Genomic DNA, 15,882 nt, shown 5'->3' on the forward strand with positions numbered 1-15,882 from the left:
TGGGCGGTGAGTTGGCCTGATATAGCTGGCGATGCCCGCGACACCCGTCTACATCATCTGCTCGCCCCGCCCGCAGGTCGGCAAGACCTTGCTGGCGCGGCTTTTGAGCGAATTCCTGCTGCTCAAGAACGGCAACGTCGCGGCCTTCGACGTCAACCTGAAGGAGCCGTCGCTGCTCGATTACCTACCGAAGGTGACCGAGACCGCCGACGTGATCGACACCTTCGGCAAGATGCAGCTGATGGACCGCGTCATCGTCGATGACGGACTTGCCAAGGTGATCGACCTCGGCTTCCACGCCTTCGACGAGTTCTTCAAGATGACCGACGAGATCGGCCTGCTGAAGGAGGCGGCGCGGCGCCACGTTGCGCCGATGATCCTGTTCGTCGCCGACACCGACCGCGTCTCGGCCCGCGCCCACGAGATGCTCCGTGGGCGGATCCCGCGGATGAACCTGGTCACGGTGGACAACGAATATGTCGTCCGCGGCGAGCTGCCGCCGGCAATGGGAGGCGGCCGGCTGTTCCGCCTTCCCGCGCTGCCCGGTTTCCTCAAGACCTATATCGACCGACTGAACTTCTCCTTCACTGGCTACCTGCGCCAGGAGAAGGACTCCTCGACCGAGCTGCACCAATGGACGCGGCGGAATTACATCGCGTTCCGGGAGCTGGAGCTCAGCCTGATCCTGCAGCGGTCGTGAAGCATCCGATCGGGAGCTCGGTGTTCACCTCTCCCCAGCGGGGAGAGGTCGGATTGCGCTTGGCGATGCGAAGCATCGTCCAGAGCAATCCGGGTGAGGGGCCGCAGCGTTCAGTGAGACCAGAACCCCTCACCCGGATCGCCTCATCGATGCGATCCGACCTCTCCCTATGGGAGAGGTGAACCGCGTCCTTGGCCCACACACCGCCCCCGAAGCTTGTTCTGCCTCGTTGACGCTCAGTGCCCCTCGAACGACATCAGCGTGCGCACGGGCACGTCCATGGCGCGCAGCTTGGCGGCGCCGCCGAGCTCGGGCAGGTCGACGATGAAGCAAGCGGCAATCACGTTGGCGCCGATCTGGCGCAGCAGCTTGACCGCGCCTTCCGCGGTGCCGCCGGTGGCGATGAGGTCGTCGACCAGGATCACGCGCTCGCCGGGTGCGACCGCGTCGACATGCATCTCCATCTCGTCGATGCCGTATTCGAGCGAATAGGCGATGCGCACCGTGGTATGCGGCAGCTTGCCCTTCTTGCGGATCGGCACGAAGCCCGCCGAGAGCTGATGCGCCACCGCGCCGCCGATGATGAAGCCGCGCGCCTCCATGCCGGCGACCTTGTCGATCTTGTTGCCGGCCCAGGGGTTGACGAGCTCGTCCACGGCTCGGCGGAACGCGCGCGCATCCGCGAGCAGGGTGGTGATGTCGCGGAACATGATCCCGGGCTTGGGATAATCCGGGATGGTGCGGACGCTGGCCTTGATGTCGTGGTCAAAAGTCATTCGTGCCTCTCAATTGACCGGCGCATCCAGCCGGAACGCGTTTTCGACAATACGTAGCCCCACCTCGCCGCCGAGCGACATCAGCGATTCCGGGTGGAATTGCACGCCGGCGACCGGCAGGGTCTTGTGCTCCAGCGCCATGGCGACGCCGTCCTCGGTGCTGGCGGTGACGCTGAGCACCTCCGGCATGCTGTCGCGCTCGACATAGAGCGAGTGATAGCGGCCGATGACGATCTCGTTCGGCAAATTGCGCATCAGCCGTCCGCCGCGCACCTGCACCCGCGAGGGCCGGCCGTGGGCGGGATGGGTGAGCTGGCCGAGCTCGCCGCCGAAATATTCGCCGATCGCCTGCACGCCGAGGCAGACGCCGAACACCGGCAGCTTCTTCTCCAGCGCCGCATCGATCGTCGTCTTGATCCCGAAATCCTCAGGGCGCCCGGGGCCGGGCGACAGCACCAGCAAGTCCCACCTCTTCTGCTTGAGCATGTCGAGCGCATGCACATAGCGGACCACGGTGACGCTGGCGCCGACCTGGCGGAAATAATCGGCGAGCATGTGCACGAAGCTGTCGTCATGGTCGATCAGCAGCACCTGCTTGCCCGAGCCGGTGGCATCAGGCGCAAAGGTCGAGAGCGGCTTCGGCGGATCGCCGCGCAGCGCCTGGAACAGCGCGGCCGCCTTGACCTGGCACTCGCGGTCTTCTGCGGCGGGGTCTGAATCGAACAGGCAGGTGGCGCCGACGCGCACTTCGGCGAGGCCATCCTTCATGCGGATGGTGCGGATGGTGAGGCCGGTGTTAATGCTGCCGTCGAAATTCACCGCGCCGATCGCGCCGGCATACCAGCGCCGCGGCGAGCGCTCGTGGTCCTCGACGAACTGCATCGCCCACAGCTTTGGCGCGCCGGTGACGGTGACAGCCCAGGCGTGGGTGAGGAAGGCATCGAGCGCATCGAAGCCGGGGCGCAACATGCCCTCGACGTGATCAACGGTGTGGAACAGCTTTGAGTAAGTCTCGATCTGGCGGCGCGCCAGGACCTTGATGGTGCCGGGTACGCAGACGCGCGCCTTGTCGTTGCGGTCGACGTCGGTGCACATGTTGAGCTCGAACTCGTCCTTCTCCGAGTTCAGCAGCTGGCGGATCTGCTCGGCATCGCCGATCGCATCAAGGCCGCGCGCGATCGTGCCCGAGATCGGGCAGGTCTCGACGCGGCGGCCGTCCGAACGCACGAACATTTCGGGCGAAGCCGAGACCAGAAACTCGCCCTCGCCGAGATTCATCAGCGCACCATAGGGCGACGGGTTGATGACGCAGAGGCGCTGGAACACTTCGGCCGGCGAGCGGTCGCAGGGCTCGGCGAACAGCTGGCCCGGCACGGCCTCGAACAGATCGCCACGGGCAAAGGCGGCGCGCGCTGTCTCGACCGTGGCCTGATATTCGCCCGGCGCGTGATCGGCAAAGCCCTGGCGCGGCGTCTTCAGATAGGGGCTGTCGGCGGTCTCGCGCGGCAGGCCTTCGGTCGACTTGCCCTTCCAGGCGAAATCGTAAGAGAGCACCACGCCGCGGCCGGTGGCACGGTCGTAGGCGAGCAGGCGATCGGGAATATAGAGCACGATATCGCGCTGGTCGGCCTCGCGCGGGCGCTTCTGCACGAGGTCCTCGATCTGGAACACGAGGTCGTAGGCGAAAGCGCCGAACAGGCCGAGCAGGCCGTCGTCACTGGCGGAGAAGGCAGCGACGAGATCGCGCACCAGCGACATCACGCTGGCACGCCGCGTGCGCTGGTCCTCCTCGACCGGGGCATCGCCGCGGATGATGTGGCCGGCAAGGCGGCTCGACGTTCTCTCGGAGATGACGACACAGGGTTCGCGCAGGACATCGCCGAGGAAGGCGATCAGCACCTCTCCGCGCGCGTTCAGCGCTTCCAGCTTGAAATTGATGCCAACGGTCTCGAGCTTGAGCGGCGGGTCGGAGAAGCCGAGATCGAAGCTCTCGTAGCGGCCGGGCACGGTCGTGCCCGAGGACAGCACCACGCCGCGGCGGCGGTCGAGCAGGTTGATCAGGTCGTCGAGCCGGCTGGCGCCGCCGGTGAACTGCTCGGCCACACGCGTGATCGCAAGCCCCGCGCGGGTCACGTAGTCGCTTCGAGCCGGGAGGGCAAAGACTGTCCTGTTCATGTCGTCCTCTTACGAAACTTGTCGAGGAAACGCCACACAGGACAAACGATCAGGCCGCCGCACTGCGTGGCGACCTCAGACGATTTTGAGAAATGAAATCGCACCGGTCACCTCTTTAGGAGGTGCGCCACCAAAGACGGGCTGGGCGGACGGCGGTGCTCATGGGCGGATACTCACCATGGCACGGGGGCGGCGTCAAGGGTGCGGCAAGGCGGTAGCCCGGATGGAGCGCAGCGCAATCCGGGGTTCGTCCACAATCGGAAAGTCCCCGGATTCCGCTTCGCTCCATCCGGGCTACGGACTAGAGGCCGCACCGCTTCCAAAGCGCGGCCATGTCTGCATCGGTCGCGTACTCGGCTCGATCGGCCTCGCGGAGCCCCTCAAGAACGGCAGCGCGATGGTCCTCCGGGACCTTGAAGGCCTCACGCTTCGACTGCGCATCGGCTTCAGATTTGTCCTTCACGCTCCTACCCCAGATGCTTACTGAAAAACTCCGTCGCTCGGCCCCAGGCGAGCTCGGCGGCTTCGCGGTCGTGCACGGCCTGGCGCTGCTCGTTGACGAAGGCGTGCTCGGCGTCATAGCGGAACAGCTCCAGCGACTTGCCGGCGGCCTTCATGGCCTTCTCGAAACTGTTGACCAGCTCCGGCGTGCACCAATCGTCCTTGTTGGCGAAATGGGCCTGCAGCGGGATCTTGACGTCGGCAGGCTTGGCGGCCTGCTCGGGCGGGATGCCGTAGAACACGACGCCCGCCGCGAGCTCCGGGATCTTGGTCGCGCCGATGATGGTCACGGCACCGCCGAGGCAGAAGCCGGTCAGCCCGACCTTGGCACCGTTGCGCGACAGATATTGCGTGGCGCCGCGCACGGTCTGCGTGGTGGCGTCCATGAAGTCGAGCGAGTTCATCTCCTTGTTGGCGCTGTCCGTGTCGTGATACGGCACCACCTTGCCCTTGTAGAGATCGGGCGCCAGCGCGTCGAAGCCGGCCAGCGCGAAGCGGTCGCACAGGCCCTTGATCTGATCGGACAGGCCCCACCATTCCTGGATCACGACGACGCCCGGCGCATTGCCGCGCCCGGCATTGGCGAGATAGCCCGAGGCGTCCTTACCGTCCGGGCGCTTGAAGGTGATGCTGGTTCCCATGGTGTCCTCCGGTGAGTTTCTGGGGGATCGGTTGGCGGCATTTTGGCGGGTGGGAGGGCGATAGGCAATCGTGCCGAGCAACACACTCTCGTGCCCCGGATGAAATGCAGCGCGCCCCTGGCGATGCGCAGCATCGTCCAGTGCGGCGTGATACGTTGCTGATCCGGGGCCCAGCCACACGCATCCTGTGTCCCGGCTCGCGCTTCGCGCGTCCGGGACACGGGACCAACAAAAAAAGCCCCCTTTCGGGGGCTTTTGCATTTCTCGTCTTTCGCCGCTCAGTGCGAGGCGGCCCAGACCTTCTTCTTGGTGAAGTACATCAGGCCCGCGAAGACGATCAGGAACACGAAGACCTGGAAGCCGAGGCGCTTGCGCGCTTCCATGTGCGGCTCGGCGGTCCACATCAGGAAGGTGGTGACGTCCTTGGAGTACTGCGCAACGGTAGTCGGCGAGCCGTCGTCATAGGTCACCTGGCCGTCGCTGATCGGCTTCGGCATCTTGATGGCGTGGCCCGGGAAGTACCTGTTGAAGTACGAGCCCTCCGGGAGGGTGACGCCCTCCGGCACCTTGTCCTCATAGCCCTGGAGCAATGCGGCGACGTAGTCAGGCCCCTGCTCCTGGTACTGGGTGAAGACGTCGAAGATGAACCAGGGGAAGCCGCGCTTGTAGGAGCGCGCCTTGGTGATCAGGGACAGGTCCGGCGGGGCCGCACCGCCGTTCGCGGCACGCGCGGCCTGCTCGTTCGCGAACGGCGAGGGGAAATAGTCCGCCGGCCGGCCCGGCCGCTCGAACATGTCCCCCGCATCGTTCGGGCCGTCCTTGACCTTGTACTCGGATGCAAACGCCGCGGCTTGCGCCACCGAATAGCCGGGCCCGCCGGGCTCGGCGAGGTTACGGAAGGCGACGAAGGACAGGCCGTGGCAACTGGCGCAGACCTCCTTGTAGACCTTGAGGCCGCGCTGCAGCGCGCCGCGATCGAACTTACCGAAAGGGCCCGAGAACGACCATGTGTTGCCTGGCGGCTTATCGCTGCCTTCGGCTGCTTTCGCGCTGTCGATCGAGCCCGCGAACAGCGAGCCGGCGAGCGCCAGCACGATCGCGGTCGAGACCATCGGCGTCGACCGGCTGCCGGTCTTGGCCAGCACGGCATCCGAGATCGAGTTCGGCACCGGCCGCGGCTTCTCGATGCGCGCGAGCAGCGGCAGCACGATCAGGAAGTAGGCGAAATAGCAGAACGTCAGGATGCGGCCGGCGATGACGTAGATGCCTTCCGGCGGCTGTGCGCCGAGATAGCCGAGCAGGATGCAGACCGCGACGAAGATCCAGAAGAACTGCTTGGCGAGCGGTCGGTACTTCGAGGACCTGGTCTTGGCGGTGTCGAGCCAGGGCAGGAAGCACAGGATGATGATCGCCCCGAACATCGCGATGACGCCCGCGAGCTTGTCGGGAATCGAGCGCAGGATCGCGTAGAACGGCAGGTAATACCATTCCGGCACGATGTGCGGCGGCGTCACGCCCGGGTTCGCGGGAATGTAGTTGTCGGCGTCGCCGAGATAGTTCGGCATGTAGAAGATGAACCAAGCGTACAGCAGCAGGAAGCAGGCGACGCCGAACATGTCCTTGATGGTCGCATGCGGCGTGAACGGCACCGTGTCCTTTTCCGTCTTCGGCTCGACGCCATCAGGGTTGTTCTGGCCAGCGACGTGCAGCGCCCAGACGTGGAGCACGACGACGCCTGCGATCACGAACGGCAAGAGATAGTGCAGCGAGAAGAAGCGGTTCAGCGTCGGGTTGCCGACTGCATAGCCGCCCCAGAGCAGCGTCACGATGCTCTCGCCGACATAGGGAACGGCCGAGAACAAATTGGTGATGACGGTGGCGCCCCAGAAGCTCATCTGGCCCCAGGGCAGCACGTAGCCCATGAAGCCGGTCGCCATCATCAGGAGGTAGATGATGACGCCGAGGATCCACAGCACCTCACGTGGCTCCTTGTACGACCCGTAGTACAGACCGCGGAACATGTGGACGTAGACGGCGACGAAGAACATCGAGGCGCCGACCGCGTGCATGTTGCGCAGCAGCCAGCCGTAGTTCACGTCACGGACGATCAGCTCGACCGACTTGAAGGCGAGATCGGCGTTCGGCGTGTAGTGCATCGCCAGGATCACGCCGGTCAGGATCTGCATTCCGAGCATGAAGGAAAGAATGGCGCCGAAGGTCCACCAATAGTTCAGGTTGCGCGGGGTGGGATAGGCGACGAAGGAGGAATGGATGAGACCAAAAATCGGCAGGCGCCGCTCGATCCATTGCAGGGCCGGATTGCTCGGCTGGTAGTCGGATGGTCCGCTCATGATGCGATCCTGAGGAAATAGTACGACGAGACGGCGCGAAGCTTCGGACTTGAGTCCGAAGCTCAGCCGATCTGGATTTTGGTGTCGGAAACGAACTGGTACGGCGGCACGGCCAGGTTCGTGGGCGCTGGGCCCTGGCGGATGCGGCCGGACGTATCGTAGACCGAACCATGGCAGGGGCAGAAGAACCCGTCGTAGCTGCCTTCATGAGCGATCGGGATACAGCCGAGATGGGTGCAGATGCCGATCACGACCAGCCACTGCTCGTGGCCCGACTTGACCCGGGCCTCGTCGGTCTGCGGATCCGGCAGGCTCGCCACGTTGACGGCGCGCGCCTCGTCGATCTGCTTCTTGGTGCGGTGACTGATGTAGATCGGCTTGCCGCGCCAGAACACCTTGATGTCCTGGCCTTCCGCGATCGGGCTGAGATCGACCTCGATCGGCGCACCGGCGGCGATGGTCGAGGCATCCGGATTCATTTGGGAGATGAAGGGCCAGAGCGCAGCCGCGCCCCCTACTGCTGCAAATGCCCCTGTTGCAACGAATAAGAAATCACGGCGTGTCGGATGGTCCGCCGAAGACGCTGTCGTCACGATTCCAACCCTTTCTTCTTGCGCTACCGGTGGAACCGCTCCGAGGGGCGCCCAAGAGGTCCCCGGAAAGGCTGCCGGCACCCGCGGCCCCCCGCGGCGGCAGAACTTGGCTTGTTCACCTCTAAACGGGTGAAACAGCAGTCCAGAATCGTTCTATTGGCACCCTTGCCGGGCGAGCGCAAGCCCGCTAACGGCGTGAGAGCGTGCAATGCACGAATTCCCGGGCGGGCGATGTTTTATTGAGACATTTTGCGCCCGCAAGCCAACTCGCCGCCGCCCATGCAGATCGCACTTTTCCAGCCCGACATCCCCCAGAACACCGGCACGATTCTTCGCCTCTGCGCCTGCCTGGGGCTCGATGCCCATATCATCGAACCGGCGGGCTTCCCGATCTCGGACCGCCTATTCCGCCGGGCGGGAATGGACTACCTCGACCATGTCAGGCTGACCCGCCACGTCTCCTGGGCGACATTCGAGGACTGGCGTGCAGGCCAGGGCCACCGGCTGCTGCTGTTCACCACCAAGGCCGCCACCGACTACCGCGATTTTCATTACCAGAGGTCGGACATCCTGCTATTCGGGCGCGAGAGCGCCGGCGTCACCGACGCAGTGGTCGAGGCGGCCGATGCGCGTCTGGTGATCCCGATCAAGGCGGGGCTGCGGTCGCTCAATGTGGCCATGAGCGTAGCCATGGCCGCCGGCGAGGCGCTGCGGCAGACCCGGAACCCGCAAGGTTTGACAGGTTGAGGAGAGAGGCTTGAGTTACGCGGTCAAGGAGATCTTCCTGACCCTGCAAGGCGAAGGCGCCCATGCCGGGCGCGCGTCGGTGTTCTGCCGCTTTGCCGGCTGCAACCTCTGGAGCGGGCGGGAGGCTGACCGCGCGGATGCGACCTGCAAGTTCTGCGACACGGATTTCGTCGGCACCGACGGCACGCTCGGCGGGCGCTATGGCTCGGCTGCGGAACTCGCCGATACCATCGCCGCGCAATGGACGGCGGCGGCCGCCAACCGCTATGTGGTGCTGACCGGCGGGGAGCCGCTGCTCCAGGTCGACGCCGCACTGATCGAGGCGCTGCACGAAAGAGGCTTCGAGATCGGCGTCGAGACCAACGGCACGATCGCAGCTCCTGATGGGCTCGACTGGATCTGCGTTAGCCCCAAGGGCGGCAGCGACCTGGTCCTGCGCCAGGGCCACGAGCTGAAGCTGGTCTATCCCCAGGCCTTGGCGATGCCCGAAGCATTTGAGGATCTCGCCTTCGAGCGCTTCTCGCTGCAGCCGATGGACGGGCCTGAGGTCATCGAGAACACCGCGCGCGCGATCGATTATTGCCTGCACCATCCGCAATGGCGGCTCAGCGTGCAGACCCACAAATCGCTCGGCATCAGATAGGACGCGACCCGCGAATGCAGATGGACGTGACGACGATCGAAGCCCGCAAGGCCCGCGCCCGCGCCTGGTTCGAGCGCTTGCGCGACGACATCTGCGCGAGCTTCGAGCGGCTCGAGGACGACGCGCCGCAAAGCCTCTATCCGGGCGAGGTCGGCCGCTTCAAGCGCACGCTTTGGCAGCGCACCGACCATTCCGGCGCGGCCGGTGGCGGCGGCGTGATGTCGATGATGCATGGCCGGCTGTTCGAGAAGGTCGGCGTGCACTGTTCGACGGTGCACGGCGAGTTCGCACCCGAATTCCGGGCCCAGATCCCCGGCGCGGCGGAGGATCCAAAATTCTGGGCCTCCGGCATCTCGCTGATCGCGCACATGCGCAATCCGAATGTCCCTGCCGTGCACATGAACACGCGCTTCGTAGTCACCACGAAAGCCTGGTTCGGCGGCGGCGCCGACCTGACGCCGGTGCTGGAGCGAAGGCGGACGCAGGACGATCCCGACAGCATTGCCTTCCATGCCGCGATGAAGCAGGCCTGCGCGCAGCCGAGCGGCGTTGCCGACTACGACAAGTACAAGAAATGGTGCGACGAGTATTTCTACCTGCCGCACCGGAAAGAGGCGCGCGGCATTGGCGGCATCTTCTACGACTGGCACGACAGCGGCGACTGGGACGCCGACCTCGCCTTCACCCAGGACGTCGGCCGCGCCTTCCTGAAGATCTATCCCGAGATCGTACGGCGCAACTTCGCGAGCGCCTGGACGCCTGCGGACCGCGAGGAGCAATTGATCCGACGCGGCCGCTACGTCGAGTTCAACCTGCTCTACGACCGCGGCACCATCTTCGGGCTGAAGACGGGCGGCAACGTGGACTCCATCCTGTCGTCGCTGCCGCCGGAGGTGAAGTGGCCATGAACACCGTGCTGCCGCCGCTGCCCCGCGCCATGTTGATCGACATGGACGACACCATCCTGTCGGCCTATGGAAGGCCCGAGATCGCCTGGAATACGATCACCGCCGAATTCGCCGAAGAGCTCGCCCCGCTGCCGCCGCCGATGGTCGCAACCGCGGTGCTGGCCTTCGCGCGAAACTTCTGGGCCAATGCGGAAGCCGCGTGGCGGATGAAGCTCGCCGAGGCGCGGCACCTGACGGTGAAGGGCGGCTTCGCCGCGCTCGCAGCCGCAGGCCATCGCGCCCTGCCCGACGACCTCGCCATTCGCCTCGCCGACCGCTTCACCGCCTATCGCGAGGAGGAGATGTTCGTCTTTCCCGGCGCGCACGAGGCGATCGATCAGTTCAAGGCGCTCGGCATCAAGCTCGCGCTGGTCACCAACGGCGCCGCCGACATGCAGCGCGCCAAGGTCGAACGCTTCGAGCTGGCGCATCGCTTCGACCACATCCAGATCGAGGGCGAGCACGGTTTCGGCAAGCCCGAGGAGCGCGCCTATCTGCATGCGATGCAGGCGCTCGGCGTCACGCCTGCGGACACCTGGATGATCGGCGACAATCTGGAATGGGAAGTCGTGACGCCGCAGCGCCTCGGCATCTATGCGATCTGGATGGACGTGCATGGCGAGGGCCTCCCCGAGGGCTCGACGATCAAGCCCGACCGCATCATCCGCTCGCTGACCGAGCTGCTGCCCGAGCGGCCGTAATCAGCCCGCCAACACAAGACTCGAAAAACAACCCCATGCACAGTAGCGCGCTGCTGTAAAATCAAGGGTTTACGGGTTTTACGAAAAATTTCTGACCCGTCGGGCAAAACAGGGGTATTATGGCATCGTTCGCAAGGGTTGCCATCGAGCCTGGAGCGCGATGCGATTAGGATGTATCGTCATCGCGCTTTAGCTTAAGCTTATTGCTTGAGCATGATCTTTTCGGAAAGCCGCTACGCACTTTTCCGGATCATGCTCCAGTCGCGCTCCGGCGAACTCGCCCAAAGGCAACCTATTCCACGGTGATATTGCCGGTCTCGATGACCCGCTTCCAGCGGGCCAGCTCAGAGACCAGAAACTCCCGGAATTGCTCCGGGGTGTTAGCCACGATTTCGAGGCCGATATCCTCCATTCGTTTGCGTACGTCCGGTGCCTTCAGCGCCGCGACGATCTCGCCATGCAATTTTGCTTTCACGTCGGCAGGAAGGCCCTTCGGAGCAGCTACCGCCTGCCACGAAAAGACGTCGACACCTTCAATCCCAAGTTCCTTCAAGGTAGGCACTTCGGGCAAAAGAGGGGATCTGGCATCGCCGGTGATGGCGAGAACCTTGAGCTGCTTGGATTGAATTTGCCCGATGACGGCGTTGATGTTTTGAAACGATACGTTGACATGCCCCGCGAGGAGATCGCTCACCGCAGGCGCCCCGCCGCGATACGGCACATGGAGACCGGTCGTCCCAGTGCGCTGCCAGAACAGCGCCGCCGTGAGATGATCGGACGAACCCGCACCCGAGCTTGCAAAAGTGATCTTGCCGGGGGCCTTCTTCAGTTGCTCCACCAATTCGGCGACGGTGTTTGCCGGAAAGTTCAAGTTGGCGACCAGGACGTTCGGTGCGCGCACGGCGACCGTCAAAAGGTCGAAGTCCTTCAGAGGATCATACTTCAGATTAGGCTGAAGAAATGGATTCGTCGCATAGACACCGATCGAGCCGACGAGAACGGTGTATCCGTCCGCTGGCGCCCGGGCCACCGCTGTTGCTCCAAGAGCGCCCGTTGCGCCGGAGCGGTTTTCGACGACCACCGGCTGCCGCAGCGTATCGGAGACCTTCTGTCCGATTGCTCGCGCGACCATGTCGGACGAGCCTCCCGCCGGGAATGGAACGATAAAGGTGATATTCCTTTCCGGCCAGGCCGCGTATGCCATCGAGGTTGCGGCAAGAAGCAGGATGCCAGCTGCGCCAAATCGAATCTTCGATAAAAGAGTTGCATTGCCCATTGTCGATCCTCCGTTGCGACATTTTTCTGAGGGCCTATTTTACGTGCACATGCCATCCCGATTGATGCTCAGATTGTATTGATTGATCCACTATTTATCACAGGCGCTTTGTCGCGGTGAAATCGCCGGCGTGCAAACCTGCCGAGGGGTGGCGCTTCGCTCTTCCAAGCGTTGTCGAGTTTTGCCTACGCGTTGTCTCAACTCCCACGCTTCACCTTGAGCGTCAGCAGCGGCTTGCCTTTCTCGGCGATGTAGGTCGCGAGCTCCGCCGCGTTGCGGGCGCAAACGCGGTCTTTCACGCCCCAATCATTGCGCAGCGTATCTCGCGGTCAACGAATGACCGTGCAAGCTGCCGGAGAACACCACGATCGCCTTTGGCGACAGCTCGGCTTGCAGCTTTCCCGTCATCATGTTGGGATTGGCCGGCGCAAGCGGAACGGTGACCGTCTTGCCGCCATCCTGTATCGTTGCGCGTCCCCGCATATCCTTCGTCGACAGCGGCGATCCATCGTCATCCCCAACGTAAAAGACGATGTCCGTCCCCTTGCTGACGAATTCGATCGGATGCCCTTGCGACTTGACGATAGGGCCGCCGTTGCTGCCCTTCGTCTGCGCCGCGGCAACATCCAGCGTCGCGATCATCACAGCCGTCATGGCGAGGCCGATATAAGTTCTCATTGCAGGCTCCTCGGTGGTTGTCCGCGCGCATCAATAGGCTTCCGCGGGGGTGAACGTTGCGGCGTGTCCGGCCACGAGCCGCTGCAGCGGCCGGTGGCCGAACATCAGAAACAGAATCGGGGTCACGATTGTGTCGAGGACCGTGGCGCTGAGCAGGCCGCCGAAGATCGTCACGGCCACCGGGTGCAGGATTTCCCGGCCCGGCTCGTCCGCGCCGATCAAGAGCGGCGTGAGCGCTAGTCCTGCGCAAAGCGCCGTCATCAGCACCGGACTGAGGCGCTCCATGCTGCCGCGAATGACCAGCCCGGCCCCGAAACGCTCGCCTTCGTGGATGGCGAGATTGATGTAGTGCGAGATCTTCAAGATCCCGTTGCGCGCCGAGATGCCGGCCAGCGTGATGAAGCCGATCATCGATGCCACCGACAAGGGCTGCCCGGAGATCTTCAGCGCGGCGACGCTGCCGATCAGGGCGAGCGGAATACCTCCCATGATGATCAGCGCCAGTGCGATCGACCGGTAGCGGCTGTAGAGGACGACGAAGATCATCGTCATCGAGGCCAGCGACAGAATGCCGATGCGCCAGGTCGCCTCCTGCTGGGCCTGGAACGCGCCTTCGAGGCTGGTCGTGTAGCCTTGCGGGAAATCGAGCTCGCGAACCGACCTCTGAATGTCGGCCGCGATATCGGCGATGTCGCGGCGTCCGTCCCCGTTGCCGTACACGACGATCCTGCGCTGGGTCCCCTCCCGCTGAATCTGGTTCGGCCCGTCTGTCTCGACGATGTCGGCTAAAGCGCTCAGCGGGACGAACTCCGAGCCGGTCGGGATGAGCAAATTGTGCAGTCCCGTCGTCGAACGGTCTTGCTCCGACAGGCGCATCACGACGTCGAAACGGCGATTGCCGTCGACGATTTGGGAGACCTTCCGGCCATTGGACAGCGCGTCGAGTGCCTGGGTGACCGCAGCCGGCGTCAGGCCGTGAAGCGCGGCGCGAGCATGGTCGATTTGAACCCGCACTTGCGGAATCAGCACCTGCTTCTCGACCTGGAGATCGACCAGACCCGGGATCGTCGACAGACGCTGGCGCACCGTTTCGGACAGCCGCCGCAACATCTCGATGTCCTGGCCGAAGATCTTGAGCACGATCTGGGCACGAATACCGGACTGGAGATGATCGAGGCGGTGGCTGATCGGCTGTCCGATGGCCACCGACGCCGGCAGCGCGGACAGGGCTTCCCGGATGCTCGCATAGATGTCCGCCTTCTGGCGCTTGGACGGTGTGAGATCGACATCGACCTCGCTGTAGTGCACGCCTTCGGCGTGTTCATCCAGTTCGGCGCGGCCGGTGCGCCGTCCGACCGATTTCACCTCGGGCACCTTTGCGAGCAACTGCTCCGCCAATAGGCCAAGACGGTTGGATTCCGCGAGCGAAATGCCTGGATTGTACTGCAGCGACAGGACCAGCGTCCCCTCGTTGAAAGGAGGAAGAAAGCTGCGGGGCATCTGGCTCGCGGCATAGCCTGCCACCGCGACCGCAGCGGCGACGAAGACCAGCACCAAGCCCTGCCGCTGGAAGGCCCAGCCGAGCACCCGCCGATTGGCCTGCTTCAGCTTCGTGACGACAAAGCTCTCGCGGTCACCTGAATGAGCTCGTCCCGAAAGCAGATAATAGGACAGCACCGGCGTCACCGTGATCGAGGTCAGCAGCGAAGCCAGGATTGAGACCACATAGGCCACGCCAAGCGGCGTGAACAGCCGCCCTTCGATTCCCGGAAGGGCGAACAGCGGCACAAAGACGAGGACGATGATCATCGTTGCATAGACGATGCTGGAACGAACCTCCTGGCTCGCGCCGGAGATCACGTCGAGAACAGGGCGCGGCGTGCTCGACGCGGCGTTCTCCCGCAGGCGCCGCAGGATGTTTTCGACGTCCACGACGGCATCGTCGACCAGCTCGCCGATCGCGATGGCGAGGCCGCCCAGCGTCATGGTGTTGATCGTGAGGCCGAAGGCGCGAAACACCAGGACCGTCACCAGGATCGATATTGGAATGGCCGTCAGCGACACGAACGCGGCGCGACCGTTCATCAGGAAGACGAACAGGACTATTGCGACGACGATCGCGGCCTCGATCAGGACGCGCTCGACATTGCCGATCGAGGTCTCGATGAAGGTGGCCTGCCGGAACTGCACGTTGGTGACGCTGATGCCCCCGCGCATAGTGCGTTGCAGCTCCCGCAGCGTTGATTCAACATTGCGCGTCAGTGCTACGGTATCCGCAGCCGGTTGCTTCATGACGCTGACGATGACGGCGGGCTTGCCGTTATATCCTGCGTCACCGCGCTTGGTCCGCGCGGCAAAATCCACAGAGGCAATCTGCTTCAGCAGGATCGGCTGCTCTCCGCGGTTGACGACGACGGTGTTGCGGAGGTCCTCGATACGCCTGGTGAGACCGACATTGCGGATCAGATATTCGCGGCCATGCTGGTCGACGAAGCCGCCGCCGCTGTTGGTGCCGAACCTTGCGACCGCCTGCTCGATCTGATCATGGGTGACGCCGAGTGCCTGCATGGTGGCGACGTTCGGCGTCACGCGATATTGGCGGACCTCGCCGCCGATGGGTATCACCTGGGCGACGCCGGGAATGGCGAGGAGTTGCGGTCGGACGACGAAGTCGGCGATCTCGCGCACGTCCATGGGTGAAGCCGTGCCATCGCTCGTCAGCGCGATCAGCATGATCTCGCCCATGATCGAGGTCACCGGGCCCATCTGGGGATTGACCGCGGACGGCAATTGCTCGCGGATCAGCGCCAGCCGCTCGGAGACGAATTGCCGGGCGCGGTAGATTTCGACGCCCCAGTCGAACTCGACATAGACGACCGACAGACCAACGCCCGAGACCGAGCGCACGCGAATGACGCCGGGCATGCCGTTCATCGACGTCTCGATCGGGAACGTCACCAGCTGTTCGACCTCCTGGGGCGCCAGCCCCTCTGCCTCGGTCAGGATGTTGACGGTCGGGCGGTTGATGTCAGGCAGGACGTCGACCGAAACGCTCGGCAGGACGAACAGGCCGTAGCCGACCAGGACGGCGGCGACCGCCAGCACGAATAGGCGATTGCGCAAGCTTGTCTGGACGATGAGCTTGAACATGGT

14 protein-coding genes are annotated in these 15,882 nt (G+C 64.1%); 5 read left to right on the top strand and 9 right to left on the bottom strand.

Features of this window, described 5'->3' with window-relative positions; all coding sequences use genetic code 11:
* The first annotated feature begins 31 nt into the window (after positions 1–31).
* On the top strand, positions 32–700 hold the full coding sequence (locus I6F33_RS15355) for a hypothetical protein (RefSeq protein WP_036006282.1): 669 nt from the start codon (positions 32–34) through the stop codon (positions 698–700).
* Positions 701–936: 236 nt separating this feature from the next.
* Here I6F33_RS15355 and I6F33_RS15360 read toward each other — a convergent pair whose 3' ends face one another.
* The 6 genes from I6F33_RS15360 to petA all read right to left on the bottom strand — a co-directional run bounded on the left by I6F33_RS15360 (position 937) and on the right by petA (position 7,737).
* On the bottom strand, positions 937–1,476 hold the full coding sequence (locus I6F33_RS15360) for an adenine phosphoribosyltransferase (protein WP_036006280.1): 540 nt from the start codon (positions 1,474–1,476) through the stop codon (positions 937–939).
* Positions 1,477–1,485: 9 nt separating this feature from the next.
* Positions 1,486–3,651, bottom strand: a complete 2,166-nt coding sequence (locus I6F33_RS15365) for an anthranilate synthase component I (RefSeq protein WP_225143166.1) — start codon at positions 3,649–3,651, stop codon at positions 1,486–1,488.
* A 301-nt stretch (positions 3,652–3,952) separates the two neighbouring features.
* On the bottom strand, positions 3,953–4,114 hold the full coding sequence (locus tag I6F33_RS15370) for a hypothetical protein (RefSeq protein WP_157784007.1): 162 nt from the start codon (positions 4,112–4,114) through the stop codon (positions 3,953–3,955).
* A 4-nt stretch (positions 4,115–4,118) separates the two neighbouring features.
* Positions 4,119–4,793 (bottom strand): dienelactone hydrolase family protein, encoded by a 675-nt coding sequence (locus I6F33_RS15375; RefSeq protein WP_225143168.1) that lies wholly within the window; start codon positions 4,791–4,793, stop codon positions 4,119–4,121.
* A gap of 278 nt (positions 4,794–5,071) precedes the next feature.
* On the bottom strand, positions 5,072–7,144 hold the full coding sequence (gene fbcH / locus I6F33_RS15380; protein WP_225143169.1) for a cytochrome b/c1: 2,073 nt from the start codon (positions 7,142–7,144) through the stop codon (positions 5,072–5,074).
* A 62-nt stretch (positions 7,145–7,206) separates the two neighbouring features.
* Positions 7,207–7,737, bottom strand: a complete 531-nt coding sequence (gene petA / locus I6F33_RS15385) for a ubiquinol-cytochrome c reductase iron-sulfur subunit (protein WP_036006265.1) — start codon at positions 7,735–7,737, stop codon at positions 7,207–7,209.
* Positions 7,738–8,016: 279 nt separating this feature from the next.
* On the opposite strand from petA, the gene I6F33_RS15390 reads away from it, so the two are divergent.
* The 4 genes from I6F33_RS15390 to I6F33_RS15405 are packed head-to-tail and all read left to right on the top strand — an operon-like array spanning position 8,017 to position 10,775.
* Positions 8,017–8,484, top strand: a complete 468-nt coding sequence (locus tag I6F33_RS15390; protein WP_036006263.1) for a tRNA (cytidine(34)-2'-O)-methyltransferase — start codon at positions 8,017–8,019, stop codon at positions 8,482–8,484.
* Between the two features lie 10 nt (positions 8,485–8,494).
* Entirely contained in the window at positions 8,495–9,127 is a 633-nt protein-coding gene (gene queE, locus I6F33_RS15395) for a 7-carboxy-7-deazaguanine synthase (protein WP_225141493.1), read from the top strand.
* Positions 9,128–9,147: 20 nt separating this feature from the next.
* Positions 9,148–10,035, top strand: coding sequence for an oxygen-dependent coproporphyrinogen oxidase (hemF, locus tag I6F33_RS15400; RefSeq protein ID WP_225143225.1), 888 nt, complete (start codon positions 9,148–9,150; stop codon positions 10,033–10,035).
* The gene (locus tag I6F33_RS15405; RefSeq protein ID WP_225143227.1) at positions 10,032–10,775 is read left to right on the top strand and encodes an HAD family hydrolase; all 744 of its coding nucleotides are present in this window, start codon (positions 10,032–10,034) and stop codon (positions 10,773–10,775) included. The genes hemF and I6F33_RS15405 overlap by 4 nt, the downstream gene beginning before the upstream one ends.
* Before the next feature lie 292 nt (positions 10,776–11,067).
* Here the strand turns inward: I6F33_RS15405 and I6F33_RS15410 are convergent, their stop codons facing one another.
* The 3 genes from I6F33_RS15410 to I6F33_RS15420 all read right to left on the bottom strand — a co-directional run bounded on the left by I6F33_RS15410 (position 11,068) and on the right by I6F33_RS15420 (position 15,879).
* Complete coding sequence (locus I6F33_RS15410; RefSeq protein ID WP_225143171.1) at positions 11,068–12,051, bottom strand: tripartite tricarboxylate transporter substrate binding protein; 984 nt, start codon at positions 12,049–12,051, stop codon at positions 11,068–11,070.
* Between the two features lie 306 nt (positions 12,052–12,357).
* Positions 12,358–12,729 (bottom strand): hypothetical protein, encoded by a 372-nt coding sequence (locus I6F33_RS15415; RefSeq protein ID WP_225143173.1) that lies wholly within the window; start codon positions 12,727–12,729, stop codon positions 12,358–12,360.
* Positions 12,730–12,759: 30 nt separating this feature from the next.
* Positions 12,760–15,879, bottom strand: coding sequence for an efflux RND transporter permease subunit (locus I6F33_RS15420; protein WP_225143175.1), 3,120 nt, complete (start codon positions 15,877–15,879; stop codon positions 12,760–12,762).
* Positions 15,880–15,882: the final 3 nt, after the last annotated feature.

It is taken from the genome of Bradyrhizobium sp. BRP20 (assembly GCF_020194215.1).
Taxonomy (GTDB): domain Bacteria; phylum Pseudomonadota; class Alphaproteobacteria; order Rhizobiales; family Xanthobacteraceae; genus Bradyrhizobium; species Bradyrhizobium yuanmingense.

Bases quoted from the DNA above. Each gene is read 5' to 3' on its own strand.
- I6F33_RS15355 (WP_036006282.1), top strand. From the start codon at position 32: ATGCCCGCGACACCCGTCTACATCATCTGCTCGCCCCGCCCGCAGGTC.
- hemF (WP_225143225.1), top strand. From the start codon at position 9,148: ATGGACGTGACGACGATCGAAGCCCGCAAGGCCCGCGCCCGCGCCTGG.
- I6F33_RS15365 (WP_225143166.1), bottom strand. From the start codon at position 3,651: ATGAACAGGACAGTCTTTGCCCTCCCGGCTCGAAGCGACTACGTGACC.
- I6F33_RS15420 (WP_225143175.1), bottom strand. From the start codon at position 15,879: ATGTTCAAGCTCATCGTCCAGACAAGCTTGCGCAATCGCCTATTCGTG.
- fbcH (WP_225143169.1), bottom strand. From the start codon at position 7,144: ATGAGCGGACCATCCGACTACCAGCCGAGCAATCCGGCCCTGCAATGG.
- I6F33_RS15360 (WP_036006280.1), bottom strand. From the start codon at position 1,476: ATGACTTTTGACCACGACATCAAGGCCAGCGTCCGCACCATCCCGGAT.
- I6F33_RS15390 (WP_036006263.1), top strand. From the start codon at position 8,017: ATGCAGATCGCACTTTTCCAGCCCGACATCCCCCAGAACACCGGCACG.
- I6F33_RS15415 (WP_225143173.1), bottom strand. From the start codon at position 12,729: ATGAGAACTTATATCGGCCTCGCCATGACGGCTGTGATGATCGCGACG.
- I6F33_RS15405 (WP_225143227.1), top strand. From the start codon at position 10,032: ATGAACACCGTGCTGCCGCCGCTGCCCCGCGCCATGTTGATCGACATG.
- I6F33_RS15410 (WP_225143171.1), bottom strand. From the start codon at position 12,051: ATGGGCAATGCAACTCTTTTATCGAAGATTCGATTTGGCGCAGCTGGC.
- I6F33_RS15375 (WP_225143168.1), bottom strand. From the start codon at position 4,793: ATGGGAACCAGCATCACCTTCAAGCGCCCGGACGGTAAGGACGCCTCG.